Below are 26959 nucleotides of genomic sequence, written 5' to 3' on the forward strand. Positions count from 1 at the left end.
CCCCATTGCTGTTTTTGTCTTTTCAGGATTTCACATGAACGATGGAACGGACTATCGGGCGATCCTCGCCGCTGATACGCCCTTAATCGATGTCCGCGCGCCGGTTGAATTTCAGCAAGGCGCAATGCCCGGCGCGATCAATTTGCCCTTGATGGATGATGACGAGCGCGCCGCCGTCGGCACCTGTTACAAACGCCAGGGGCCGGACGCTGCGCTGGCGCTGGGTCATCAACGGGTCTGCGGCGAGAAACGCCAGCAGCGAATTGACGCCTGGCGCGCGGCCTGCGAAAAATACCCGCACGGCTATCTCTGCTGCGCGCGCGGCGGCCAGCGTTCGCATATTACTCAACAGTGGCTGCGCGAGGCGGGCGTCGAGTACCCGCTGATCAAAGGCGGCTACAAAGCGCTGCGCCAGGCGGCGATACACATTACGGAAGAACAGGTCCAGAAACCAATGGTGCTTGTCGGCGGCTGCACAGGCAATGGCAAAACGCAGCTGGTCCAGCAGCGGCCTGATGGGGTCGATCTTGAAGGGCTCGCCCATCATCGAGGCTCCTCGTTTGGCCGCACGCTGGAACCGCAGCTCAGCCAGGCGAGTTTTGAAAACCTGCTGGCGGTGACGTTACTGCAAAAACAGGCGTCACGCTGGGTGCTGGAAGATGAAGGCCGGATGATCGGCTCAAACCATCTGCCGGAATGTCTGCGCCTCCGGATGACTCAGGCGAGCATCGCCGTGGTGGACGATCCGTTCGAACGCCGTCTTGAACGGTTGCGCGACGAGTATTTTATCCGTATGCACCATGATTTCACCCACGCATACGGGGACGAACAGGGCTGGCAGGAATATGGCGAGTATCTGCATCACGGGCTTTTCGCTATTCGCCGCCGTCTGGGTTTGCAACGCTTTGCCGAACTGACCGCAAAGCTTGACACCGCGCTGACGGAACAGCGTCGTACCGGTAGCACCGACGCCCATTTCAACTGGCTGGTGCCGCTGCTGGAAGAATATTACGACCCGATGTACCGCTATCAACTGGAGAAAAAAGCCGACAAGATTGTCTTTCGCGGGACGTTTGAAGAGGTGGCGGACTGGCTGCGCCATTAAAAGAGCCGGGCGGCGTTTTCGCCTTACCCGGCGCGCACAGTGCGGCGACACAGGCCGGATAAGACGCCACGCGTCGCTCTCCGGCACTGTCGCCGACTCAGAAGTCGTAACGCAGACGCACGAGGTTCATATCGCCCAGGTCATCGGTGCTGGAGGTGAAGACATGCTCGTAATCAACACGGAAACCATAGTCCAGTTGGAAGCTGATCCCCACGCCGTTATCGGTGCGCAGATAATCCCGGCCATTCACGTATTCAATACGGTCGCCCATAAAGTACGGCTGAATGGATTTCACCGCGTACTGGTTGATCGGGAAAGTGTAGCCCGCGAAGTATTCCAGACCCCAGGCATCACCAGCAAAGTAGTCGCTCACCGATACTTTTTTCGTGGTCATGAAGTTCTGGTACCAGCCGCCGCCCATTGAGAAGGTCCAGTTTTCCGGCGTCCAGCTCAATGCTGTACCCACAATGTTCTGATCGTACGTCTTGTTGCCGTTGCCGCGCATTTCTGCACGGGTGTAGTTCCACGCCGTACCCCAGCTTAGATCGTCAGTAATATGATAATCCGCACCCAGCGAGCCGCCGCCTTTACGCTTGTAGTTCAGGCCGTTGTTTGCGTTGTAGTCATCGCTGAACAGATAAGACGCGTAGAGATCAACATCGCCTACGGTTTTCTTGTATTTCAGCATTTTGCGTGAACGGTAGGAACCGTCGTAGTCGCCGTTGATCCCGTTACCCGGAGCCTGGCCTATCATGTCATAGTCCCAGATATCGGTTTTCGCGCCCACCACATCGTAGTAAATGCTGTTCTGTTGACCGAAAGTCAGCGTACCCCAGGTATCGCTTTTCAGACCGGTATACAGCATACGGCGGGTGGTGTCGTGCGCGCCTTCGGCGTAGTGGTTATCCCAGTTAAACTGCGCCGGAATATTCACGCCCAGCTCGTAGAAGCTGATCCAGCTAATGTCGTCAAACAGATAGTAATCTGCCGCGAAACGGAAACGGGTGCCGCCGTCAAAACCATTACGTTTATAACCGTTGGCGCCGTCATCGCCCGTCATATTCTGGAACTGGGGACGAATACTCCCACCCACGGTGAAGTTTAGACGGCTCAGCGGGTTGCCCGCCTGGGGATCTTGTTTCAGAACAGTGATTTCCGCCTGAGAAGCGAAAGACATTAATGCCACTGCCGCGCCGATCGATGCCGCCAGCGCTGTTGTTTTTATAGTCATTATTTTTCCTTGATAGATTTCCTGCTAATTATTCAGCAATGGAATGTTAACCGGAATTACTACAGGCGTGTTGGCGGGTTTTTAATGATTTGTGCCGTTAAACGGCGCGGGCTTATCCATTTATGCTTTTAAAAAAGAGCGCGCCGGTATCTTCACCGGCGCGTCAGTCTCATACTGCTTAATTGCTAAACTGGCGGAACAGCGCCTTCCCCTTCAGTAACCGGATCCCCAACCAGCCGCCGCAGACGGAAAGCAGGAACGCGCCGCTAAGGGGTAAAACCGCCCACAATCGCCAGTCCGGCTGCCAGGGGAAATCAAAGACCCGGGTTTGCAACATGGCCAGCGCTGTTTCTGCGCCAATGGAGGCCACCAGCCCGGACACCAATCCCAGCATGGCAAATTCACACCATAAGGTGGTGCGCAGCAGTTTCTTGCCCGCCCCCAGCGTGCGCCAGACGACCAGTTCCTGATGACGTTGCCGCATGCCAACCTGCACCTGCGCCAGCAACAGCAGGATACCGCAGGCGGTAACCAGCACCACCATGACTTCCAGCGCCCGGCTCACCTGCTCCAGCACCTGGCCGACCTGCCGGAGAATAGCGCCGATATCCAGCAGGCTAACCGTCGGAAATTCGCGGTTAAGCTGGGTCAGCATTTCGTTGCCGTTTTCCCAACGAAAGCTGGTCAGCCAGCTTTGCGGCTGTCCGTCAAGCGCGCCGGACGGGAAGATAAAGAAGAAGTTTGGCCGCAAACTTTCCCAGTCCACCTTACGCAGACTGGTGACCTTTGCGCTGAACTGTTGGGTATCGCCCATAAAGGTCACGCTATCGCCCAGTGACACGTTCAACCGCTTCGCCAGCCCCTCTTCTATCGACACTTCGCCCTTTTTCGGCGGCCAGACGCCGGCGACAATCGGATTATGGCTGGGTCGGCTATCCTGCCATGTCAGATTCAGCTCGCGGTTTAGCGCTTCATCCGGATTACCTTCAGTCGATTTATCGTTAATGGCCGTCAGGCGCGCCCGGACAATAGGATAAAACGCTTCCGGGATCACCTGATGCTCCGAGAGAAAGGCCTTCACCTGCGGCACCTGTTCAGAAGCGATGTTGATCAGAAAATAGTTGGGGCTTTCCGGCGGCAGTTGCTGCTGCCAGCGATCCAGCAGATCGCCGCGCAGCACCAGCAGTAGCGCCAGCAGCATAAACGACAGCGAGAATGCGGAAAGCTGGCTCAGGGTGGACCACGGCTGACGCAGCAGGCGGCTAACGGCCAGACGCAGCGGCAACGACGAGAGCGTCAGGCCGCGCAGAACATTCAGCAGCATCCACCCCAGCACGCCGCACAGCAGCGCCAGTACCACCGCGCCCGCCAGCACCGCCCACAGCAGGGGACTGCCGCCCATTAATCCGGCGAGCAACAGCACAACGACAGCGGTGACGACCGGCAGATAAAACTTCAGCGGCCAGACATTCGCCACCGCGTCGCGACGCAGTACGCGCAGCGGCTGAGTCGCCAGCAGCAGACGATACGGACGCAGGCCCACCAGCAGCGAAATCACCACCATGGTGCCCAGCGCCCACAGCCACGGCCAGAGGCTGGCAGGCGGCAGTGCGGCAGGCAATACCGGCTTGAGCAGCACCATTAAGATCTTTTCAAACAGTAACCCTATCGCGCCTCCGGTGACGGCAGAAAGCGCCAGCACCATCAGCCACTGCCCGACGATCAGCTTGCGCAATTGCGCCCTGCCCGCGCCGAGGGTTTTCAGGATTGCCACTAGATCATAGCGGCTGCGGCAGTAATGGCTCATTGCCACCGCCACGGCGGCGACGGCCAACAGCAGGGTTAACAGCGCTGAAAGCAGTAAAAATTGCTGCGATCGCTCAAGGGATTTACCGAGCGCGCCTTCATCCTGCTCAAGACCATACCAACGATGCTCTGGTTTGAGCTGCGGCAGCAGCCATTTTTCGTAGTCGTCCAATTGCTGCGCAGTACCGCCAAACTTGTAGCGCCAGGTAACGCGGCTGCCGGGCTGTACCGCACCGGTTTTTTCCACATCAGCAATGTTCATCATCAGCCGCGGCGCCATCTGGAATGGGTTAAAGCCCGAGTCCGGCTCCTGCACCACTTCACCGGCAATACGCAACGTGGCGTCGCCCACGTCAAGGGTATCGTCGATTTTCAGATTCAGCAGCGCCATCAGGCGCGACGCGAGCAGCACCGACCCGGGCTGGGGCTTCAGCCCAGACGGGCGGGTCTCCAGCTTGCCGTACATCGGATAAAGGTCATCAACCGCCTTAACGTTAGCCAGTTGCGGCGTGTCTCCGGCAAACGTCATGGTGGCGAAGGTCAGTTGTTCCCCGACTTTTAGCCCGCGCTGACGCGCTTCGTCGATCCACGCCTGCGGGACCACGCGCGAACTACGCAGCGTCCGGTCGCCGGCCATAAACTCACGGCTTTGCTGGCTTAACCCTTTCTCCATTCGGTCGCTGATGCTGCCCAGCGCCAGCACACAGGCCACCGCCAGGCTCAGCGCCATCCAGACAATCAGTAACGACGGCGAGCGCCATTCGCGCCAGAACCAGCGTGCGATCATGCCTCCTCCTGCAACTGTCCGTTGACCAGTCGCAGACGCCTGTCGCAGCGCGCCGCCAGTTGGGGATCGTGGGTCACCAGGATCAACGTCGTCCCGTGTTCACGGTTCAGCGAAAACAGCAGATCGGCAATTTTGTCGCCAGTCTGTCGATCCAGGTTGCCGGTTGGTTCATCCGCAAACAGCACCTCCGGTCGTCCGTTAAACGCGCGCGCCAGCGCCACGCGCTGCTGTTCGCCGCCGGAAAGCTGGGCCGGAAGATGATCCAGACGCTTACCCAGCCCCAGTTGTTCCAGCAACGCTTTCGCGCCTTCCCGGCTTTTGCTGCTGGTTTCCCCACGCAGCAGCGCTGGCAGCTCGACGTTCTCCAGCGCGTTTAGCGTCGGGATCAACATAAACGACTGGAAAACAAAGCCGACGTGCCTGGCGCGCAGTTGCGCCCGCGCTTCCTCGTCCATCTGGTGCAGCGGTTTACCCACCAGACTGACCTCGCCGCCGCTGCCGTCATCCAGTCCGGCGAGGATCGCCAGCAGCGTTGACTTACCCGAACCCGACTCGCCAATCAGGGCGATGGTCTCGGCGCGTTTGACAACCAGTTCAACTCCGGTAAGGATGGAAAGCTCATGCTCCCCCTGACCGACGGACTTCTTAAGACGATGAACTTCAACAATGTTTTCCGCTGGCATTTGCCCTTCCTGTTTTTGATCCTGTTTACCTGTCGGGCCGTGGCGGCTGACACGTTATTAATCCTCGGCGACAGCCTGAGCGCCGGCTATCGTATGTCTGCCAGCGCAGCCTGGCCTGCGCTGTTGAATGACAAATGGCAAGCAAAAACCACGGTTGTCAATGCAAGCATCAGCGGCGACACCTCCGGGCAAGCGCTGGCGCGGCTGCCTGCCTTGCTAAAACAACATCAACCGCGCTGGGTACTGGTTGAGCTTGGCGGTAACGACGGCCTGCGCGGTTTCGCCCCGGCGCAAACCGAACAGACGCTGCGCACCATTTTGCAAAAGGTGAAAGCCGCTAACGCCGAACCGCTGCTGATGCAAATTCGCCTGCCCGCAAACTATGGTCGCCGTTATAATGAAACCTTCAGCGCTGTTTATCCTAAGCTTGCCAGTGAGTTCGATATTCCTCTGTTACCCTTTTTTATGGAAGAGGTCTATCTGAAACCCCAATGGATGCAGGATGATGGTATTCATCCTAACCCCGAAGCTCAGCCGTTTATCGCTGACTGGATGGCGAAACAGCTGAGTCCTTTAGTAAATCATGAGTCATAACACAACGGAGATCCTGACAGGTAAAGTTATGCAAAAATCGGTCTTAATAACAGGATGTTCCAGCGGAATTGGCCTGGAAAGCGCGTTTGAACTTAAGCGCCAGGGCTTTCAAATTCTCGCAGGCTGCCGTAAACCTGAAGATGTCGCCCGCATGAATAGCATGGGCTTCACCGGCGTACAGATCGATCTCGACTCTCCTGAGAGTGTGGATCGCGCCGCCGATGAAGTTATCGCCCTGACCGATAACTGTTTGTTTGGGATCTTTAATAATGCCGGGTACGGCGTTTACGGTCCCCTGAGCACCATCAGTCGTGAGCAGATGGAGCAGCAATTTTCCGCCAACTTTTTTGGCGCTCACCAGCTCACAATGCGCTTATTACCGGCAATGCTGCCCCACGGCGAAGGGCGTATCGTCATGACCTCGTCGGTGATGGGGCTGATCTCCACGCCGGGACGCGGCGCTTACGCCGCCAGTAAATACGCGCTGGAAGCGTGGTCGGACGCGCTACGTATGGAGTTGCGCCACAGCGGAATTCACGTCAGCGTGATCGAGCCCGGCCCCATTCGTACCCGTTTTACCGAGAACGTTAACCAAACGCAAAGCGACAAACCGGTGGAAAATCCCGGCATTGCCGCCCGTTTTACCCTGGATCCTGAAGCGGTGGTCAATAAAGTGCGCCACGCGTTTGTCAGCGACAAACCTAAACTTCGCTATCCGGTCACGCTGGTCACCTGGGCCGTCATGCTGCTGAAACGTCTGCTGCCGGGACGCCTGATGGACAAAATTTTGCGTGGGTGAGTTGAAGCGCGCGCGTCAGCCCCCATGTAAAAAAGAAATCGACAAAAGAGAGCAACTCCATGTCCGTACAGAATATTGTCAACATTAACGAATCGAACCTGCAGCAGACTTTAGAACAGTCGATGACCACACCGGTACTGTTCTATTTCTGGTCCGAGCGTAGCCAGCACTGTCTGCAACTGACGCCAGTGCTGGAAAGCCTGGCCGCGCAGTATAACGGCCAGTTTATCCTGGCGAAGCTCGACTGTGACGCCGAGCAGATGATCGCCTCCCAGTTTGGCCTGCGCGCGATCCCTACCGTTTACCTGTTCCAGAACGGTCAGCCGGTTGACGGTTTCCAGGGGCCGCAGCCGGAAGAAGCGATTCGCGCCTTGCTCGATAAAGTGCTGCCGCGTGAAGAAGAGTTGAAAGCCCAGCAGGCAATGCAACTGATGCAGGAGGGCAACTATATCGACGCGCTGCCCCTGCTGAAAGACGCCTGGCAGTTGTCTAACCAGAACGGTGAAATTGGTCTGCTGCTTGCGGAAACCCAGATTGCCCTGAACCGCACTGAAGAGGCCGAAGCGGTGCTCAAAACGATTCCTCTGCAGGACCAGGACACCCGCTATCAGGGACTGGTGGCGCAGATTGATTTGCTGAAACAGGCCGCCGACACGCCAGAGATTCAACAGCTCCAGCAACAGGTTGCCGATAACCCGCAGGATGCCGGACTGGCGGCGCAACTGGCGCTGCAACTGCATCAGGTGGGACGTAACGAAGAAGCGCTGGAACTGCTGTTCAGCCATCTGCGTCACGATCTCGCCGCGGCGGACGGACAGGTGCGTAAAATGTTCCAGGAAATTCTGGCCGCGCTTGGCACGGGTGATGCGCTGGCGTCGAAGTACCGTCGCCAGCTGTACGCGCTGTTATATTAATTCCGCCTGCAGTGCCCGGTGGCGCTACGTTTACCGGGCCTGCGGGTCAGAGATGCCCTTCCCCGCTCACGACTTTAAATGCGTCACCACCAGTTGGTGACGCGAATTGTAGAATTTCCGATAGGTTAAATAACAGGCGATAATGGTTGACAGGCTCGCCGTCGAAAGCAGCATAAAGGTCACCATAATCTGGTATTTTATCGCTTTTACCGGATCGATCCCGGCAAAGATCAACCCCGACATCATACCTGGCAAACTCACCAGCCCAACCGTTTTCGCCGAGTCAATCGTTGGGATTAGCGAAGCGCGAATGCTGTCGCGAATCAATCCGGCTGATGCCATTTTTGGCGTCGCGCCCAGGCTCAGTTTTTCCTGAATCTGCTGCCGCTCACTGCTAAATCGCTGTCCGAGATTGTTATAGCACAAGCCAACGGCGACCATCGCGTTCCCGGCAATCATCCCGGAGATCGGAATCACCTGCATGGGAATAAATTCAATCGACCCTGACAGCACCAGCACCGCTAGTGTTAAGCCTGCGCCCACGGTAATGGCAATAAATGAGGACACAAACGCTTTATCAATATATTTGCTGCGCTTCTGCGCGTTATACGCCGCGTTAAAACAGATAAATAGCACCATCACTAACGTCAGAACGGCGTGATTGACGCCGAAGATATATTTCAGGACATAGCCCACGATAATAAGCTGAACGACAGCGCGCCCGACGCTCCAGAGAATGTCCTTTTCCAGCGCCAGTTTCTCTTTGTGGCTGATCAGCATCGCCACCACCACCAGCATCATCGCCAGGGCCAGAGACGAATTGGTAATATTATGCTCGTTCATTACGCGTCTCCTGCATTTCACCGGCATGCGGCGTCAGGGTAATAATCGTATCCGCATGATCGATCTCATCTTTATCGTGAGTAACCCACAGCACCCCAATTTGCTTATCACGAGCGTAGCGATGGATCATTTCGTTGACGTTGCGCTTATTTTTTTCATCCAGCGCGCTGGTGATTTCATCAAGCAGCAGCACCTGCGGTAAAAACTGTAGATTGCGGATTAGCGAGATACGCTGCTTTTCGCCGCCGGAAAGCGCGCTGATGTTTTTCTCCAGTAGCGTTTCCGAAAGGTCAAATCGCGCCAGATCGTCGACAAGCTGCTGTCGCTCCGGGCGCTTATTGCGGATTTCCCAGGGGAAGATCAAATTATCATACACGGTGTTGCCAAATAGCGTGGGCGTTTGCGTACAGTAAGAAACCTGCTGGCGATACGTTTCCGGGCTGAGCGTGGCGATGTCTTGACCCGCAAAAAGAATTTCCCCTTCGCTGGGGCTAAGTAACGACGCGATAATTTTCAGCAAGGTGCTTTTACCGCAGCCGGAAGGTCCGGTAATCAGTTTAAATTCGCCGGGGAGGAGGGTAAAGCGAATACCACGCAGAATGGTTGTCTCCCCTGCCTGGTATCCCACGTTTTTGAGCTGAAGCAGAATGCCATTTTCTTTCATTGTGCGTCCATCTTTCCATTTTTTATCGGCAATGAGTGTATCTCTGTATGGAATAAGAGGGGAACTCCCTTTGATTAATCGGATATAATTTGTTTACGCTGGTAGCGATATATCATTTCAAGGACAGTGCAACAGGAGGTTTTTTTAATGCTTATTTTTATCCCTATTCTCATCTTTGTCGCCCTGGTGGTCGTTGGCGCGGGCGTGAAAATCGTACCGCAGGGGTATCAGTGGACAGTGGAACGTTTTGGCCGTTACACCAAAACGCTCCAGCCCGGCCTGAGCCTCGTTGTGCCGTTTATGGACCGCATTGGCCGCAAGATCAATATGATGGAACAGGTGCTGGACATTCCTTCCCAGGAAGTGATTTCCAAAGACAACGCCAATGTCACCATCGACGCCGTGTGTTTTATCCAGGTCATCGATGCTCCACGGGCGGCCTATGAGGTCAGTAACCTCGAACTGGCGATCATCAACCTTACGATGACCAACATCCGTACCGTTCTGGGTTCGATGGAGCTCGACGAAATGCTTTCCCAGCGCGACAGCATCAACTCGCGACTGCTGCATATTGTCGATGAGGCGACCAACCCGTGGGGCATCAAAGTCACACGTATTGAAATCCGCGACGTGCGCCCTCCGGCGGAGTTAATTTCCTCTATGAACGCGCAGATGAAAGCGGAGCGAACCAAGCGCGCCTATATTCTGGAAGCCGAAGGGGTACGCCAGGCGGAGATCCTCAAGGCCGAGGGGGAGAAACAGTCGCAGATCCTGAAAGCGGAAGGCGAACGCCAGTCGGCCTTCCTGCAGGCGGAAGCGCGTGAACGTTCCGCTGAAGCGGAAGCGCGGGCGACCAAAATGGTGTCCGAAGCGATTGCCGCCGGGGATATTCAGGCGGTTAACTACTTCGTGGCGCAGAAATATACCGAAGCGCTACAACAAATAGGCTCGTCCAGTAACAGTAAAGTGGTGATGATGCCCCTGGATGCCAGCAGTCTGATGGGCTCCATTGCCGGCATCACTGAACTGGTTAAAGACAGCGCCAGCGAGCGGAAAAAATAATGATCGAGATGATAGCGGCGCATCCGCATATTTTCTGGCTCAGCCTCGGCGGCCTGCTGCTTGCCGCCGAAATGCTCGGCGGTAACGGCTACCTGCTGTGGAGCGGCGTGGCGGCAGTGATTACCGGTCTCACGGTATGGCTACTGCCGGTTGGTTGGGAGTGGCAGGGTGTGATGTTCGCGGTCTTAACCCTCCTCGCCGCCTGGCTATGGTGGAAATGGCTGGCGAAGCGTGTACGGGAGCAGAAACCCGCCGACCGCCAGTTAAACCAGCGCGGGCAGCAACTGGTGGGTCGCCGGTTTATGCTAGAGTCCGGGCTGGTCAATGGCCGCGGGCATGTGCGGGTCGGCGACAGCTCCTGGCCGGTCAGCGCCACGGAAGATCTGGCTGGCGGTACGTTAGTTGAAGTGATTGCCGTTGAAGGGATTACCCTGCATGTCAGAGCAATAACACGTTCGTAATTAACTCACCTTCCCTTGTGATGGCAGCAGCCGGAAAGATTATCGATAATCGGACAGTCGGCGCTGTCATCGCCGGGACAGGCGTCCGCCAGCGTCAGCAGTTGCTCGCGCATCGACTGTAACTCGCTGATGTGCCTCTCAATTTCCGCCACTTTTTCCAGCGTGCGCTTTTTCACATCCGCGCTGTGGCGGGCCGGATCGTTGAACAGGTTGACCAGTTCGCCACATTCTTCAAGGTTAAACCCAACCTGACGCGCCTGGCGCAGCAGCGTCAGTTCGTTCAGATGCTGTTGGCTGTAGGTCCGGTAGCCATTTTCACTGCGTAACGGCGGCGTCACCAGCCCCTTTTCTTCATAAAAGCGGATGGCTTTGCTGGTTAAACCGGTTTTTTTCGCGACATCGGATATATTCATGACTTCCCCCTTGACCTTCCCCTTGATGGAAGGTTTACCCTAAATAACAGTTAGCCCATCGAAGTGCAAGGGGCAATACCTTTGCCCTGTAACAGAGGAGAGTTGTGATGCCACAAACCATCGACCTGACCCTGGACGGCCTGTCCTGCGGTCATTGCGTGAAACGCGTGAAAGAGAGCCTTGAGCAGCGCCCTGATGTTGACCAGGCGGAAGTAAGCATTACGGAAGCGCACGTCACCGGCACCGCCAGCGCCGACGCGCTTATCGAAACCATCAAGCAAGCCGGTTACGGCGCGGAGTTAAGCCACCCAAAGGCTAAACCGCTGGCGGAGTCATCAATCCCGTCGGAAGCACTGGCAGCGGTCCCTGATGAGCTTCCGGCAGCCACGGCTGAAGACGATAGCCAACAGCTGCTGTTAAGCGGCATGAGCTGCGCCAGCTGTGTCTCCCGGGTTCAGAACGCGCTGCAAAGCGTACCGGGCGTCACGCAGGCACGGGTAAACCTTGCGGAACGCACTGCGCTGGTCATGGGCAGCGCGTCCGCCGCAGAATTAGTGCAGGCGGTGGAAAAAGCGGGCTACGGCGCCGAGGCGATTGAAGATGACGCCAAACGCCGCGAACGCCAGCAGGAAACCGCCATCGCCACCATGAAACGCTTTCGCTGGCAGGCGATTGTCGCCCTGCTGCTCGGTGTGCCAGTGATGGTCTGGGGCATGATCGGCGACAATATGATGGTCACCGACGACAACCGCAGCCTGTGGCTGGCGATTGGCCTGGCGACGCTGGCCGTTATGGTTTTCGCAGGCGGCCATTTCTACCGCAGCGCGTGGAAAAGCCTGCTGAACGGCACCGCCACGATGGATACGCTGGTCGCCCTCGGCACCGGCGTGGCGTGGCTCTATTCGATGAGCGTCAACCTGTGGCCGCAGTGGTTCCCAATGGAAGCGCGGCATCTCTATTATGAAGCCAGCGCGATGATCATCGGTCTGATTAACCTCGGACATATGCTGGAAGCCCGCGCCCGCCAGCGCTCGTCAAAAGCGCTGGAAAAACTGCTCGACCTCACACCGCCAACCGCCCGGATCGTCACCGACGAAGGCGAAAAAAGCGTCCCGCTGGCCGATGTCCAGCCAGGCATGCTACTGCGGCTCACCACCGGGGACCGCGTACCGGTTGACGGTGAAATCACCCAGGGTGAAGCGTGGCTGGATGAAGCGATGCTCACCGGGGAACCTGTCCCGCAGCAAAAAGGCGAAGGCGATAGCGTTCATGCCGGTACCGTCGTGCAGGACGGCAGCGTGCTGTTTCGCGCAAGCCGCACGGGGAGCCACACCACACTGTCACGCATCATTCGCATGGTGCGCCAGGCCCAGAGCAGCAAACCGGAAATCGGTCAGATGGCCGATAAAATCTCCGCGGTGTTCGTCCCGGTGGTAGTGGTTATTGCATTGGTAAGCGCCGGGATATGGTACTTCTTTGGCCCCGCGCCGCAAATTGTCTATACCCTGGTCATCGCGACAACGGTGCTGATCATCGCCTGTCCATGTGCGCTGGGGCTGGCAACGCCGATGTCGATCATTTCCGGCGTTGGGCGCGCCGCCGAATTTGGCGTTCTGGTTCGCGATGCCGATGCGCTACAGCGCGCCAGCACCCTGGATACGGTGGTCTTTGACAAAACCGGGACGCTGACCGAAGGCAAGCCGCAGGTTGTGGCGATCGCAACCTTTAACGGCGTTGATGACGCCATGGCGCTGCGTCTGGCGGCGGCGCTGGAACAAGGCTCCAGCCATCCGCTGGCCCGGGCGATCCTCGACAAAGCGGGCGAGGCAACGCTGCCGCAGGTTAACCGTTTCCGTACGTTGCGCGGGCTGGGCGTGAGCGGTGAAGCCGAAGGCCATACCCTGCTGCTGGGCAACCAGGCGCTGTTAAATGAGCAGCAGGTCGCCACGACGCTGATGGAGACCGAGATTGCCGCTCAGGCGTCACAAGGCGCCACGCCGGTTCTGCTGGCGATTGACGGTAAAGCGGCAGCGTTACTGGCTGTGCGCGATCCGCTGCGCAGCGACAGCGTCGCGGCGCTTCAGCGACTTCATCGCGCCGGGTATCGTCTGGTGATGTTGACCGGGGACAACCCGACGACCGCTAACGCGATCGCGAAAGAAGCCGGGATCGACGAGGTGATCGCAGGGGTATTGCCGGACGGTAAAGCCGATGCCATTAAGCGTCTGCAGAGTCAGGGACGTCAGGTGGCGATGGTGGGCGACGGCATTAACGACGCCCCGGCGCTGGCGCAGGCGGAAGTCGGTATCGCGATGGGCGGCGGCAGCGACGTGGCGATTGAAACCGCCGCCATCACCCTGATGCGCCATAGCCTGATGGGCGTCGCCGACGCGCTGTCGATCTCCCGCGCCACGCTGCGAAATATGAAGCAGAACCTGCTCGGCGCGTTTATTTATAACAGCATCGGTATTCCGGTCGCCGCCGGGATCCTCTGGCCCTTCACCGGTACTCTGCTGAATCCGGTGGTTGCCGGGGCGGCAATGGCGCTGTCATCCATTACCGTGGTGAGTAACGCGAACCGTCTGCTGCGTTTTAAACCAAAAGAGTAACGCGGATCGCTGACGCTTATCCGGTCTACACAGCCGTTTGTAGGCCGGATAAGCCGCGCGCGCATCGTCATCCGACAATTCACGGTTTGCACCTTCTCAGGCCACGCGCTAGCATGAGTCTCTACTTAGGGAGGTCGCATGGATCTGTTGTACCGGGTAAAAAGGGTTTTCGCTGCGCTGCGCGGCCATCCGTATAGCTGGCCCGCCATCGACGTTTCGTTGCCCGGCCATCGCCACTTTCACCTGATTGGCAGTATTCATATGGGCAGCCGCGACATGTCGCCGCTGCCCGCCAGGCTACTCAAAAAGCTCAGAAACGCCGATGCGCTGATCGTTGAAGCCGATGTCTCCGGTAGCGACAGTCCGTTTGCCGACTTACCGGCGTTTGCCGCGCTGGAAGATCGCATCAGCGAAGACCAGTTGCGCAATCTGCACAGAGCGACCGACGAGCTGGGGATCTCCCCTTCCCTGTTTTCCACGCAGCCGCTGTGGCAGATTGCGATGGTGCTGCAGGCCACCCAGGCGCAACAGTTAGGATTACGGCCTGAGTACGGAATCGACTACCAGCTATTGCAGGCGGCCAAAAACGCGCAGATTCCGGTCATTGAACTGGAAGGCGCGGCCAGCCAGATTACGTTACTGAGCGAACTGCCGGACAACGGCCTGGCGTTGCTGGACGATACGCTGACGCACTGGCATACCAATGCCCGGCTGCTTCAGCAGATGATGAGCTGGTGGCTGAAAACGCCGCCGCAGGATAACGCGTTGACGCTGCCGAACACCTTTAGCGAATCGTTGTACGACGTACTGATGCACCAGCGCAACCTCGCCTGGCGGGATCGCCTGGCGGCGCTGCCCGCGGGACGCTATGTGGTTGCCGTCGGCGCGCTTCATCTGTATGGGGAAGGAAATTTACCGGCGCTGATGCGCTAAAAAAATGGCCAATATCGCTATTGGCCCGTCAAAGAGGAATTTCATCATTATTATTATGCCGCCGCTTTTTGCGACGGTGTATGTCGATTGTCGCTCAAACTCTGCATCCTGCCAATACAATTGCGCAAGATGGTACTATTTTTTAGACAGTCGTCAGGGGTATGCTTTTGTTGAATTACCTCCGAGCAAGGATTCGTAGTTATGACACCCGCCGTTAAATTACTCGAAAAAAACAAAATTTCCTTTCAGATCCACACCTACGATCACGATCCTGGCGAAACGAACTTTGGTGACGAAGTGGTGCGTAAACTGGGACTGAATGCGGATCAGGTTTATAAAACGCTACTGGTCGCTGTAAACGGAGACATGAAGCACCTGGCCGTTGCGGTCACGCCGGTTGCCGGTCAACTGGATCTAAAAAAAGTGGCGAAAGCGCTGGGGGCAAAAAAAGTCGATATGGCTGACCCGATGGTTGCGCAACGTACTACGGGGTATCTGGTGGGCGGCATTAGCCCACTCGGACAGAAAAAGCGGTTGCCGACGCTGATAGATGCGCCCGCACAAACGTTCCCGACCATTTACGTGTCCGGCGGCAAGCGCGGGCTGGATATCGAACTGGCGGCAAACGATTTGGCTGCCATTCTGGACGCTAAGTTCGCCGACATTGCGCGTCGGGATTAAACCCGTTGTCAGCCCGGCGGCATAGCGTCACCGGGCAAGCAGATTTAAAAAATCACCTCATTGCCAGGCGCATACGCACCGGCATCCAGCGGTGAATTTTTCTGGATATATTCTTTCAGCACTTCCGCATCGATGAAGCCGGTGTTGACGTAGCCCGGCTTATTATCCAACCGCGGATAACCATCCCCGCCCGTGGCGTTAAAGCTCAGCGTCGCCATCCGGTAGGTTTTGGCCGGATCGATCGCTTCCCCTTTGATTTTGAGATCGTTTAGCTTACCGTCTTTCGCCACAAAGCTGACGTTAGCAAACTGCGGATACGCGCCGGAATCCGGCTTCATTTGCGCTACGGCGGTCAGGTATTCAATGACCTCTTTGCCGCTCATATCGGCGTATACCACAATGTTGCCAAACGGCTGCACCTTCAGGACGCTTTTATACGTGATGTCGCCCTCTTCAATCGAGTCGCGAATGCCACCGCCGCTCATCACCGCGAAATCCGCGCCGGTGCGCGCCATTTGCGCGGCCAGGATCAGACGGCCCATATTGGTTTGCTCGAAGCGCACTTTGCTGCGATCGCCTTCCAGACGAGCATTCACCGAGCCGATTTTGACATCCAGTTGCGCTTTGCCTTTATTCTGAAATGGCGTCAGTAGCGAGAGCATCTGCGGGTTTTCGGCTATTTCCGGTGTGTAAAGCACGCGCTCACTTTTCCCGTCTTCCCAGGTGACTTTCTTCTTCAGGTTCACCGGAATGAGCTGGTAGTTGACCATTTTCATTTCACCGTTACGGAACTCAAAGTCCGCACGGCCTACGTATTTGCCCCATTCATGCGCCTGTACGATCCAGATGCCGTTCTGCTTATCCGGTGCGCAAGGCGTTCCCGGAACATAATCGACCTGCTTTTTGTTTTCTGACGCCATGCACACGGGGTCTTGTGAGTGACCGCCTACAATCATCGCCAGCGAACCGGCAGGCAGGCTGCGCGCCATTTCGACGTCGCCCGGCGCATTGGAGCCGTGATTGCCGTTATCGTAGTGCCCCATGTGGGTCGTCGCGATAATCAAATCCGGCTTCTCGTTCATTTGCAGTTCCTGAATCACCAGCTTCGCTTCATCCGCGGGCTTACGGAACTCAATATCCGTAAAGAATTCAGGGTTGCCAATTTTCGCCGTGTCGTCGGTGGTTAAACCGATAACCGCAATTTTCAGATCCTGACGCTTAAAAATAGCCCAGGGTTTAAACAGACGTTCACCGGTGCTTTTCTGGTAAATATTGGCGGAAAGAAACGGAAACTTCGCCCACTTTTCCTGCTGGCGTAAAACAGTGAGCGGATTATCGAATTCGTGATTGCCGACGGCCATTGCATCATAGCCAATCAAATTCATGCCGCGAAAGTCGGGTTCGGCATCCTGCAGATCGGACTCCGGCACGCCAGTATTGATGTCGCCGCCGGAGAGCAGCAGCAGGCTTCCGCCCTCTTCCGCCACTTCGTGACGAATACCGTCCACCAGCGTTTTTTGCGCAGACAGGCCATATTCGCCGTATTCACTGCGCCAGAAATGGCCGTGATGATCGTTGGTGTGCAGGATGGTGATTTTGTAAGTTTTATCCTTTTCATATGCCTGCACGGGCTGGCTGACCAGCGCCCAGGTTGCCAGCAACGCCAGTGCGACGCCACGTTTCATAAACTTCATTTTTTCTCTCCCTGACCCAGGACAAATGCAGAAATTACAGCGAGTAATGAGAATAAACAAATAAGTTTTCAGAAATGCGACTTTCTTCAAAACTCAGTCACAGGTATGTTAGGCGGATAATAATTACTCCCTGCACTTCAATAACTATAGACGTGGTACTTATGGCAATCAGTGAAACCTCTCAGCCAGCGTCGCTGCCGAAAGGGCGGACGTCATTTGGCATTTTAGGGGCCATCAGCCTCTCGCACTTACTTAACGATATGATCCAGTCGCTGATTCTGGCGATTTACCCACTGCTTCAGTCAGAATTTTCGCTGACGTTTATGCAGATTGGCATGATCACCCTTACCTTTCAACTGGCCTCGTCGCTGTTGCAACCGGTTGTCGGCTACTGGACCGATAAATATCCCATGCCGTGGTCGCTCCCCATTGGAATGTGTTTCACCCTTAGCGGACTGGTTCTGTTGGCAATGGCGGGCAGCTTTGGCGCCGTTTTGTTGGCGGCAGCGCTGGTAGGGACAGGTTCATCGGTCTTCCATCCGGAATCCTCGCGCGTGGCGCGCATGGCCTCCGGCGGACGTCACGGCCTAGCCCAGTCGATCTTCCAGGTGGGCGGCAACTTTGGTAGCTCGTTAGGGCCGCTGCTGGCGGCAGTGATTATCGCCCCTTACGGTAAAGGCAACGTTGCGTGGTTTGTGCTGGCCGCTCTGCTGGCGATTGTCGTGCTGGCGCAAATCAGTCGCTGGTACGCCGCGCAGCATCGAATGAGCAAAGGAAAACCTAAAGCCAGCGTTATCAATCCGCTACCGCGCAACAAAGTCGTACTCGCGGTAAGCGTCCTGCTGGTGCTGATTTTTTCGAAATACTTCTATATGGCGAGCATCAGCAGCTATTACACCTTTTATCTGATGCAAAAATTCGGATTATCGGTACAAAACGCGCAGCTTCATCTGTTTGCGTTTCTGTTTGCGGTCGCTGCCGGGACGGTTATTGGCGGGCCTGTCGGCGATAAAATCGGTCGAAAATATGTGATTTGGGGGTCTATCCTCGGCGTAGCGCCGTTTACATTGATTTTACCCTATGCCACGCTCTACTGGACCGGGGTTTTAACGGTGATCATTGGTTTTATTCTTGCCTCGGCGTTTTCTGCCATTCTGGTGTATGCCCAGGAACTGTTACCCGGCCGTATCGGCATGGTTTCTGGTCTGTTTTTCGGCTTCGCTTTCGGAATGGGCGGACTTGGCGCGGCGGTATTAGGGTTAGTTGCCGACCATACCAGTATCGATTTAGTTTATAAAATCTGCGCTTTCCTGCCGCTTCTCGGGATATTGACCATATTCTTACCTGATAACCGACCTAAAGCCTGAGTTTACCGCGGCTAAAGCTAAACTTTAGCCGCGCCCCAGACCAGTTATCATAAGCGTTTGCTCTGTCTGTCCTCAGTCCCTTTTCCGATCCGTGCCTTTTTTGCGCCAGATTGCAGTTTTCTTCAAAATTCAACAATTATTCATAAACATGATAATGAAAATTGTCATAAACTATTACGTGGAATTTGTGGACATCAGCTACCAAAGGAGACGGAATGCATCACGCCACCCCGCTTATCACCACCATTGTTGGCGGCCTTGTGCTCGCTTTTATTCTCGGCATGCTTGCCAATAAACTGCGTATTTCTCCTCTGGTGGGATATCTGTTAGCGGGCGTTCTGGCCGGTCCATTTACCCCTGGTTTTGTGGCTGATACCCAACTGGCGCCGGAACTCGCCGAACTGGGGGTTATCCTGCTGATGTTCGGCGTTGGCCTACATTTCTCGCTCAAGGATTTGATGGCGGTAAAGTCCATCGCCATTCCCGGCGCGATCGCCCAGATAGCCGTGGCGACGCTGCTGGGTATGGCGCTTTCCGCAGTGATGGGCTGGTCGTTGATGACCGGCATCGTCTTTGGGCTGTGTCTGTCGACCGCCAGTACCGTGGTGCTGCTGCGCGCGCTTGAGGAGCGTCAACTGGTTGACAGCCAGCGCGGGCAGATCGCTATCGGCTGGCTGATTGTCGAAGATCTGGTGATGGTGCTGACGCTGGTGCTTCTGCCCGCGGTGGCCGGAATGGTGGAAAAAGGCAACGTCGGTTTCGCCTCGCTGGCGGTCGATATGGGCATTACCATCGGCAAGGTCGTGGCATTCATCGCCATTATGATGTTGGTGGGTCGCCGCCTGGTGCCATGGATTATGGCCCGCAGCGCCGCCACCGGCTCCCGCGAGCTGTTTACGTTATCCGTTCTGGCGCTGGCGTTAGGCATCGCCTTTGGCGCGGTGGAACTGTTTGACGTCTCCTTCGCCCTCGGCGCGTTCTTTGCCGGCATGGTGTTGAATGAATCAGAACTGAGCCACCGCGCGGCGCACGATACGCTGCCTTTGCGCGACGCGTTTGCCGTACTGTTCTTCGTTTCCGTCGGTATGCTGTTCGACCCGATGATCCTTGTGCAACAACCGCTGGCGGTGCTTGCCACGCTGGCTATCATCATCTTCGGTAAGTCGGTCGCCGCCTTCCTGCTGGTGCGTCTGTTTGGGCATTCGCCGCGTACCGCACTGACCATTGCCGCCAGCCTGGCGCAGATTGGCGAATTCGCCTTTATTCTTGCAGGTCTGGGGATGGCGCTGAATCTGCTGCCCCAGGAAGGGCAGAATCTGGTGCTGGCCGGCGCGATCCTGTCGATAATGCTAAACCCAATATTGTTTGCGCTGCTGGAAAAATATCTGGCGAAAACCGAAACGCTGGAAGAGCAGACGCTGGAAGAAGCGATCGAAGAAGAGAAGCAAATTCCGGTGGATATCTGCAACCACGCGCTACTGGTAGGCTTTGGCCGCGTCGGCAGCCTGCTTGGCGAGAAACTGATGGCGGCGGATATACCGCTGGTGGTGATTGAAACGTCACGAACCCGCGTGGATGAACTGCGCGAGCGTGGGATCCGCGCGGTGCTGGGCAATGCCGCCAACGAAGAAATCATGAATCTGGCGCATCTGGACTGCGCGCGCTGGCTCATCCTTACTATCCCGAACGGCTACGAAGCGGGTGAAATCGTGGCGTCTGCCCGTGAGAAATGCCCGAACATTGAGATTATCGCCCGCGCGCACTATGACGATGAGGTGGAGTACATTACCGAGCGCGGGGCGAATCAGGTGGTGATGGGCGAACGTGAAATCGCCCGGACGATGCTGGAACTGCTGGAAACGGGGCCAGCAGGTGATGTGGTGCCGGGTTAATCCTGAATCCTGAATGTCACCCTGCCGGATGGCGGCGTCATGCCTTGTCCGGCCTACAGCGCTTGGTACTCTACGCAGGCCCGATCAGTGAATCGCCATCGGGCAGAGGTTCAGCGATCCCAGTAGGACTCCTCAAGACTGTCTTCCCGTTCCGGCAATCCTCGCGTCAGACGCGGGGAGTGTTGGTTCAACACCTGATAGCTGACCCGGTTCGCATACTTGCATACCTGCGCCAGTGACGAATAGGTCAACCAGGTAAAGGTATGCTTGCTGGAATTCGGCACGTTCGTGCGGTGATAGCTGTTAGCAGTAATATCATGCAGTAGCGCCGCCAGCGCGCCGTCGCCCGCGCCGTTGGTATTCATGATCTTTTCCGGACCGCCCATATACGGCGCGATATGAGAATAGACCCGCAGCGGATTCACGCAATCCTTATGACGCATCGCGCGGCTGAACTCGTACTGGTTAAACTCGGCAATCGCGCCCGGCAATAATGGATGCTGGGTTTTCCGTTTGGCTTCATCTTCGGTGAAGCCCGCCATATACAGGCCGATCGGCCCGGCGGTGCAAAGCACCAGATCCACCCAGTCCAGCGCCTTGTCCGACGCCAGCAGCGGATCGCTCTCTCCGGTCAACGCTTCGGCTTCTTCTTCGTTCATTGCCAGAATTGAGACGTTTTCTTGCAGAAATGCCTGCCACCACTGTGGGTTATCGGCAATCACGAATTTGGTGCCAAGCGTCAGCACTACCGGCACATTGTGTTTTTTCGCATACCCGATGGCCTTCATGGTCGCTTCCGGCATTGGTTCTCCCGGCTTACAGCGCACCAGATAGGAGGTTAATACCAGCGCAGAGGCACCGGCAATCACCGACTCGGGGATGCTTTCCGCACGCAGTTGGTTCATGTGGCCGGGGCTGATGGCGAAGGTACGCTCACCGGATTCGCCGATCAGGGTAAAACAACGGCCAATCGGTCCGTCCACGCCCTGAAGATAGTTGAGATCGGTACGGCTGGAGGTATTGCACAAATAGCGATAGGCATAGCTGCCTATTTCGATGTTACTGCACATGACGCCAAGCAACACCGAGCGATCGTCCGCCAGCACCGAATAGTTGTGCATGGTGTTGCCTATGGTGCCGCCCGCAAACTGATGAGTGATTAAATTTCTCTGCTTCAGCTCCTGATATAACGCTTCCGCCACGTCATCTTCGATCACCAGAGAATGTCCGGCGCTTAATCCGTAACGTTGTATAAACTCGTCATCGACTTTCGCTTCAATATCCACCAGCGTCTGGTCGATACCGACGACCCATGCGGCGCTACTCTCGTTTTCAGGCTGAATTTGTTGCAGCAGCGGATCGCGCGCATTGACGGGGAAATAGTGTTTGGATTTGCGTTTACCGGGAAATTTCATGACTGTTTTTACGGGTGACTAACGGAGCGGTGCATGGTAGCACATTCCCCCCCGCTTCCGCAGAGTTTCAATATCCGACGGCGGGATCGCAGTTTCTGCGGCGAGAATTTTTACAATGTTCCTTTTTCACAAGGAGCGTTCGATGAACCCGGAAAATAAGCTTCCCGTCCTGACGTGCATTTCAGAAGAGATGCAGACAGTGCTTGATGTCCACCAGGACGACCTGCCGCCCTGGCCGCCCGCCGATGATGTGAAAGCCATGCGCCAGCATTATCAGCTTGAGCGTCGTTTCTGGAATCTTGATGCGCCAGCGATGACGACGCGAGAATATACGATTCCAGGCGCGCACGGCGAACTGACCACGCGGTTTTACTGCCCGGAGCCAGAAAGTCAGGCAACGCTCTTTTACCTGCACGGCGGCGGATTTATTCTCGGCAATCTCGATACCCACGACCGCATTATGCGTCTGTTGGCACAATATAGCCGGTGTACGGTGGTAGGCATTGATTATTCCCTGTCGCCCGAGGCCCGTTTTCCGCAGGCTATTGAAGAAACGGTTTCTGCCTGCCAGTTTTTTCATCAGCACGCGGACGATTATCAACTGAACATGTCGCACATTGGCTTTGCCGGTGATTCGGCGGGAGCGATGCTGGCGCTCGCCAGCGCGCTGTGGTTGCGGGATAAACGGTTGGAATGCGGGAAAGTGGCAGGCGTGTTGCTATGGTATGGTCTGTATGGCTTGCAGGACTCCCCCAGCCGTCGGCTGCTGGGCGGCGAGTGGGACGGCCTGAGTCGCGACGATCTGAAGGTATTTGAGAACGCCTATCTGCGTACCGCAGAAGACCAGGAGTCGCCTTACTATTGCCTGTTCAATAACGACCTGACGCGCGACGTGCCGCCATGCTTTATCGCCACCGCCGAATTTGATCCGCTTATTGACGACAGCCGCCTGCTTTTTGACACGCTCAGGACGCACCGCCAGCCGTGCGAATACAAAATGTATCCCGGCACGCTGCATTCCTTCCTGCACTACTCCAGGATGATGCGTAGCGCTGACGAAGCGCTTCAGGACGGCGCGCGTTTCTTTACCGCCCAGCTTTAGCGATACGCTGCGGTCAGTTTTAGCATCATATCAATATGTTCCGGTGTGGCATTAAGCGCCGGAATATATTCATATTTCTTGCCGCCCGCCTCAAGGAAGATCTCTTTGTTTTGTACCGCGATCTCTTCCAGCGTCTCCAGGCAGTCAGCCGCAAAGCCCGGGCACATCACCTGTATATGGCCGGTCCCTTTTTCACCGAGCATTTTCAGCGTTTCGTCGGTATAAGGCGTTAGCCATGGCTCACGACCAAAGCGCGACTGGAAGGTCATCATCACCTTGTCCGGCGGCAGGCCGAGCGCAGAAACCAGCTCTCGGGTGGTATCACGGCAGCGCTGCGGATAATCGTCGCCTTCATCTGCATAACGCTGCGGAATGCCGTGATACGACAGCAGCAGCAGATCGGGTTCGCCATGTTCTGCAAATGATGCCCGCACGCTGTTGGCCAACGCATCAATGTAGGCGCTGTCGTCAGCGTAATCGCGAATGAATGAGATGCCGGGAATGTGGCGCTTGCGCTCAAGAATGCGCGCCAGTTCGTCCCAGACGGCAGCGACGGTCGAACAGGAATATTGCGGGTACAACGGCAACACGACGATATGATCGACATGGTTGGCCAGCAGTTCATCCACTGCGCTTTCCAGCGATGGCGATCCATAGCTCATCCCGAGGGCAACCGGCGTATCCGGCAAGCGTGCGGCAAGCGCCTGCTGCTGCTGGCGGCTGTAAACCATTAGCGGCGACCCGCCTTCCATCCACACAGACTGATACAGTTTCGCCACGCGCGGCGAGCGCAGCGGCAAAATCACCCCGCGTAACAACGGCCACCATAAAAGACGAGGCGTATCAACAACGCGTTTGTCGCTGAGAAATTGCTTGAGATAGCGTTTCACTGCCGCTGGCGTAGGCGCATCGGGCGTGCCGAGGTTAGCCAACAAAATTCCGGTTTTCGTCTGACGCATTACCGCCTCTTATCGTTTCAACTGGTTGATAATTGTAGCGGAAAAGCAGAGAAGAAGAACTAATTGCTGCGAGAGGTATTTTTGGGCGAAGCCGGAGAGTAGCGTGCCGCGTTCTCTCCGGCCTACGGTGCGGTAAGCCCGATAAGCGTGGCGCCTTCGGGCATTTTACCGATTAACCGAGGATTTTTTCCAGGTCTGCACGCACGTCAGCCACGGCCTGTGTGCCGTCGACTTTGGCGTATTGGGTGTTACCGGCTTCCGCTTCTTTCTGGTAGTAGCCAATCAGCGGTGCGGTCATCTGATGGTATTCCACCAGACGCTTACGTACGGTTTCTTCCTGGTCGTCTTTACGGGTAGTCAGCTCTTCACCGGTCACATCGTCTTTACCGTCTACTTTCGGCGGATTGAATTTGATGTGGTATACGCGGCCAGAGGCGGCGTGAACGCGGCGACCGACGATACGGTCCACGATCAGTTCGTCCGGTACGTCGAATTCGAGAACGTAATCCACCACGATGCCCGCTTCTTTCATGGCGTCAGCCTGCGGAATGGTGCGCGGGAAGCCGTCTAACAGAAAACCGTTACGGCAATCTTCCTGGGCGATACGCTCTTTCACCAGCGCAATCACCAGCTCATCGGTCACCAGCTTACCCGCATCCATGATGTCTTTCGCTTGTTTACCCAGCTCGGAGCCAGACTTCACGGCAGCACGCAGCATATCACCCGTGGAGATTTGCGGAATACCATACTTCTCCATGATGAACTGAGCCTGAGTTCCTTTACCCGCGCCCGGAGCGCCAAGCAGAATGATACGCATTACGAAAATCCCCTTAAAGGTTGTCGATATTTTTTAAAAAAGCGCTAAACGATACCACCATCACGCAATTCGCTCAAGGAAGGTGCCCTGCGCTGAAACGGTTAACGGCGGGAAAATAAGAAAAGAGAGGAACAAATAAAAGAATGCCGGATGGCGCTGACGCTTATCCGACCTACAAACAGCAACCTGTCGGTAGGCCGGAAAGACGTTTTCGTCGCCTTCCGGCATCACCTCAACGCGGTCAGGAAACCAGCAGTTGGTTCATGCGACGGATAAACTGGTTCGGATCCTCCAGCGTCCCGCGTTCGGCAAACAGCGCCTGATCCAGCAGCAGTTCTACCCACTCTTTAAACTGAGCGTCATCTTCGGTGTCCGCGGTGCGTTTCACCAGCACGTGATCCGGGTTCAGTTCAAAGATGTATTTCACTTCCGGTACAGCCTGACCCGCAGCGGCAAACAGTTTTGCCATCTGAGTGCTCATTTCGTCCGCATCGGTGGTGACAATCGCGGGCGTGTCGGTCAGACGGTGGGTCAGACGCACCTCTTTCACCCGATCGCCAAGCAGAGTTTTCACACGCTCAACGAACGGCGTCAGCGCTTTTTCCGCTTCTTTCGCGCTTTCGTCCACTTCATCGGCCAGCTTGTCGATAGATTCGTCGGCTTTCGCCACGGACTGGAACGCTTTACCGTCGAATTCGGTCAGGTAATTCATCATCCATTCGTCGATGCGGTCGGAAAGCAGCAGGACTTCGATACCTTTCTTACGCAGCAGCTCCAGGTGCGGGCTGCTCTTCGCTGCCGCATAGCTGTCGGCGGTGATGTAGTAAATCTTCTCCTGCCCTTCTTTCATGCGGGAAACATAGTCTTCCAGCGAGACGGTCTGTGCGGAGGAATCGGTATGGGTGGAGGCAAAACGCATCAGTCTGGCGATGGTTTCCTGGTTGGCGTGATCTTCCGCCGGACCTTCTTTCAGCACCAGACCGAACTGTTTCCAGAAGGTCTGGTATTTTTCCGCATCGTCCTTCGCCAGTTTTTCCAGCATTTGCAGAACGCGTTTGGTCAGCGCGCTGCGCAGATTACGGGTAACGGTGCTGTCCTGCAGGATTTCACGAGAAACGTTCAGCGGCAGGTCGTTGGAATCGATCAGACCCCGCACGAAACGCAGATAGTTCGGCATGAACTGTTCAGCGTCGTCCATGATAAACACGCGCTGGACGTACAGCTTCAGGCCGTGTTTATGATCGCGGTTCCACATGTCCCACGGCGCCTGAGACGGGATATACAGCAGGCTGGTGTACTCCTGCTTCCCTTCCACGCGGTTGTGGCTCCAGGTCAGCGGATCGGTAAAGTCATGCGCAATGTGCTTGTAGAATTCTTTGTATTCGTCTTCGCTGATTTCGGACTTGTTACGGGTCCACAGCGCCTGCGCCTTGTTGATTTTTTCCCAGGAGACAACGGTTTCACCGTCTTTCTCTTCCTGTTTTTCAATTTCTACCGGCAGCGCGATGTGATCGGAATATTTGCTGATGATCGAACGCACGCGCCAGTCATCGAGGAACTCATCTTCGCCATCGCGCAGGTGCAGGGTAATTTCGGTGCCGCGATCGTCTTTGGTAATGTCGGCAACCGTGTATTCGCCTTCGCCCGCGGATTCCCAGAACACGCCGTTTTCCGGCTTATCGCCCGCCGCGCGGGTGCGCACGGTCACTTTGTCGGCAACAATAAACGCGGAATAAAAGCCGACCCCGAACTGGCCGATCAGCTGGCTGTCTTTCGCCTGGTCAGATCCCATGGATTCGAGGAATGATTTCGTGCCGGATTTGGCGATGGTCCCCAGATGATCGATAACGTCATCCCGGTTCATGCCCACGCCGTTGTCGGCAATGGTCAACGTACGCTTATCTTTATCGAAGGAGACGCGCACGCGCAGTTCACCGTCGCCTTCATAGAGGTCCGGGTTTGACAGCGCGCGGAAACGCAGCTTGTCTGCCGCATCTGAGGCGTTAGAGATAAGCTCACGCAGGAAGATTTCTTTATTGGAATACAGAGAATGGATCATCAGATGCAGAAGCTGCTTTACCTCTGACTGAAAACCGCGAGTTTCTTGTCCTTTCATGTAGATCTACCT

General features: G+C 56.2%; 23 protein-coding genes. 12 read left to right on the forward strand and 11 right to left on the reverse strand.

The features are described 5' to 3' along the window. Positions 1–34: 34 nt before the first annotated feature. Positions 35–1105, forward strand: coding sequence for a tRNA 2-selenouridine(34) synthase MnmH (gene mnmH, locus HVX72_RS15655; protein WP_181821846.1), 1071 nt, complete (start codon positions 35–37; stop codon positions 1103–1105). A gap of 97 nt (positions 1106–1202) precedes the next feature. Here the strand turns inward: mnmH and HVX72_RS15660 are convergent, their stop codons facing one another. The 3 genes from HVX72_RS15660 to ybbA all read right to left on the reverse strand — a co-directional run bounded on the left by HVX72_RS15660 (position 1203) and on the right by ybbA (position 5612). Continuing rightward, complete coding sequence (locus tag HVX72_RS15660; protein WP_181821847.1) at positions 1203–2336, reverse strand: porin; 1134 nt, start codon at positions 2334–2336, stop codon at positions 1203–1205. A 178-nt stretch (positions 2337–2514) separates the two neighbouring features. Then, positions 2515–4929 (reverse strand): putative ABC transporter permease subunit YbbP, encoded by a 2415-nt coding sequence (gene ybbP, locus HVX72_RS15665; RefSeq protein WP_181821848.1) that lies wholly within the window; start codon positions 4927–4929, stop codon positions 2515–2517. Next, on the reverse strand, positions 4926–5612 hold the full coding sequence (gene ybbA, locus HVX72_RS15670; protein WP_042285767.1) for a putative ABC transporter ATP-binding protein YbbA: 687 nt from the start codon (positions 5610–5612) through the stop codon (positions 4926–4928). Before ybbA ends, ybbP begins: the two co-directional genes overlap by 4 nt. Here ybbA and tesA point away from each other — a divergent pair. Genes tesA through HVX72_RS15685 form a run of 3 tightly spaced genes read left to right on the forward strand, consistent with a single transcriptional unit; the run spans position 5583 to position 7919 of the window. Then, positions 5583–6206, forward strand: coding sequence for a multifunctional acyl-CoA thioesterase I/protease I/lysophospholipase L1 (tesA, locus tag HVX72_RS15675; RefSeq protein WP_042286206.1), 624 nt, complete (start codon positions 5583–5585; stop codon positions 6204–6206). The two genes, ybbA and tesA, sit on opposite strands and share 30 nt — an antisense overlap. Further along, positions 6196–7005 carry an SDR family oxidoreductase gene (locus tag HVX72_RS15680; RefSeq protein WP_120714857.1) on the forward strand — a complete coding sequence of 270 codons (810 nt, stop codon included), beginning with the start codon at positions 6196–6198 and terminating at the stop codon, positions 7003–7005. The genes tesA and HVX72_RS15680 overlap by 11 nt, the downstream gene beginning before the upstream one ends. Before the next feature lie 59 nt (positions 7006–7064). Next, complete coding sequence (locus HVX72_RS15685) at positions 7065–7919, forward strand: co-chaperone YbbN (RefSeq protein ID WP_042285772.1); 855 nt, start codon at positions 7065–7067, stop codon at positions 7917–7919. 66 nt (positions 7920–7985) lie between these two features. Here HVX72_RS15685 and fetB read toward each other — a convergent pair whose 3' ends face one another. Together fetB and fetA are read right to left on the reverse strand one after the other, a co-directional pair. Beyond that, the gene (fetB, locus tag HVX72_RS15690) at positions 7986–8762 is read right to left on the reverse strand and encodes an iron export ABC transporter permease subunit FetB (RefSeq protein WP_060569037.1); all 777 of its coding nucleotides are present in this window, start codon (positions 8760–8762) and stop codon (positions 7986–7988) included. Beyond that, complete coding sequence (gene fetA / locus HVX72_RS15695; protein ID WP_181821849.1) at positions 8749–9426, reverse strand: iron ABC transporter ATP-binding protein FetA; 678 nt, start codon at positions 9424–9426, stop codon at positions 8749–8751. The genes fetB and fetA overlap by 14 nt, the downstream gene beginning before the upstream one ends. A gap of 147 nt (positions 9427–9573) precedes the next feature. On the opposite strand from fetA, the gene HVX72_RS15700 reads away from it, so the two are divergent. Next, positions 9574–10488 carry an SPFH domain-containing protein gene (locus HVX72_RS15700; protein WP_042285781.1) on the forward strand — a complete coding sequence of 305 codons (915 nt, stop codon included), beginning with the start codon at positions 9574–9576 and terminating at the stop codon, positions 10486–10488. Further along, positions 10488–10949: an NfeD family protein gene (locus HVX72_RS15705; RefSeq protein WP_042285783.1), complete on the forward strand. Its 462-nt coding sequence runs from the start codon at positions 10488–10490 to the stop codon at positions 10947–10949. The genes HVX72_RS15700 and HVX72_RS15705 overlap by 1 nt, the downstream gene beginning before the upstream one ends. A 5-nt stretch (positions 10950–10954) precedes the next feature. Here the strand turns inward: HVX72_RS15705 and cueR are convergent, their stop codons facing one another. Beyond that, entirely contained in the window at positions 10955–11362 is a 408-nt protein-coding gene (gene cueR, locus HVX72_RS15710) for a Cu(I)-responsive transcriptional regulator (protein WP_042285786.1), read from the reverse strand. A 107-nt stretch (positions 11363–11469) separates the two neighbouring features. Between cueR and copA the strand changes: the two genes are divergently transcribed. From copA to ybaK, 3 genes are all read left to right on the forward strand, one after another. Next, entirely contained in the window at positions 11470–13971 is a 2502-nt protein-coding gene (copA, locus tag HVX72_RS15715) for a copper-exporting P-type ATPase CopA (protein ID WP_181821850.1), read from the forward strand. 138 nt (positions 13972–14109) lie between these two features. Next, complete coding sequence (locus HVX72_RS15720) at positions 14110–14904, forward strand: TraB/GumN family protein (RefSeq protein WP_060569041.1); 795 nt, start codon at positions 14110–14112, stop codon at positions 14902–14904. Between the two features lie 201 nt (positions 14905–15105). Beyond that, the gene (gene ybaK / locus HVX72_RS15725; RefSeq protein WP_042285792.1) at positions 15106–15585 is read left to right on the forward strand and encodes a Cys-tRNA(Pro)/Cys-tRNA(Cys) deacylase YbaK; all 480 of its coding nucleotides are present in this window, start codon (positions 15106–15108) and stop codon (positions 15583–15585) included. A gap of 44 nt (positions 15586–15629) precedes the next feature. On the opposite strand, the gene ushA is transcribed toward ybaK, so the two are convergent. Further along, the gene (gene ushA / locus HVX72_RS15730) at positions 15630–17279 is read right to left on the reverse strand and encodes a bifunctional UDP-sugar hydrolase/5'-nucleotidase UshA (protein ID WP_181821851.1); all 1650 of its coding nucleotides are present in this window, start codon (positions 17277–17279) and stop codon (positions 15630–15632) included. A 161-nt stretch (positions 17280–17440) separates the two neighbouring features. On the opposite strand from ushA, the gene HVX72_RS15735 reads away from it, so the two are divergent. Continuing rightward, complete coding sequence (locus HVX72_RS15735; protein ID WP_060569043.1) at positions 17441–18646, forward strand: MFS transporter; 1206 nt, start codon at positions 17441–17443, stop codon at positions 18644–18646. A gap of 215 nt (positions 18647–18861) precedes the next feature. After that, positions 18862–20538: a YbaL family putative K(+) efflux transporter gene (ybaL, locus tag HVX72_RS15740; protein ID WP_042285798.1), complete on the forward strand. Its 1677-nt coding sequence runs from the start codon at positions 18862–18864 to the stop codon at positions 20536–20538. 110 nt (positions 20539–20648) lie between these two features. Here ybaL and gsk read toward each other — a convergent pair whose 3' ends face one another. Beyond that, on the reverse strand, positions 20649–21953 hold the full coding sequence (gsk, locus tag HVX72_RS15745; protein WP_042285800.1) for an inosine/guanosine kinase: 1305 nt from the start codon (positions 21951–21953) through the stop codon (positions 20649–20651). A gap of 142 nt (positions 21954–22095) precedes the next feature. On the opposite strand from gsk, the gene aes reads away from it, so the two are divergent. Beyond that, a complete protein-coding gene (aes, locus tag HVX72_RS15750; protein WP_181821852.1) occupies positions 22096–23055 on the forward strand; it encodes an acetyl esterase in 960 nt (319 codons plus the stop codon). On the opposite strand, the gene hemH is transcribed toward aes, so the two are convergent. From hemH to htpG, 3 genes are all read right to left on the reverse strand, one after another. Continuing rightward, on the reverse strand, positions 23052–24014 hold the full coding sequence (gene hemH, locus HVX72_RS15755) for a ferrochelatase (protein ID WP_060569045.1): 963 nt from the start codon (positions 24012–24014) through the stop codon (positions 23052–23054). The two genes, aes and hemH, sit on opposite strands and share 4 nt — an antisense overlap. A gap of 172 nt (positions 24015–24186) precedes the next feature. Beyond that, a complete protein-coding gene (gene adk / locus HVX72_RS15760) occupies positions 24187–24831 on the reverse strand; it encodes an adenylate kinase (protein ID WP_042285806.1) in 645 nt (214 codons plus the stop codon). Positions 24832–25072: 241 nt separating this feature from the next. Further along, positions 25073–26947: a molecular chaperone HtpG gene (gene htpG / locus HVX72_RS15765; RefSeq protein ID WP_181821853.1), complete on the reverse strand. Its 1875-nt coding sequence runs from the start codon at positions 26945–26947 to the stop codon at positions 25073–25075. Positions 26948–26959 lie beyond the last annotated feature (12 nt).

Source organism: Citrobacter sp. RHB21-C05 (assembly GCF_013889015.1).
In the GTDB taxonomy this organism is placed as follows: domain Bacteria; phylum Pseudomonadota; class Gammaproteobacteria; order Enterobacterales; family Enterobacteriaceae; genus Citrobacter_A; species Citrobacter_A sedlakii.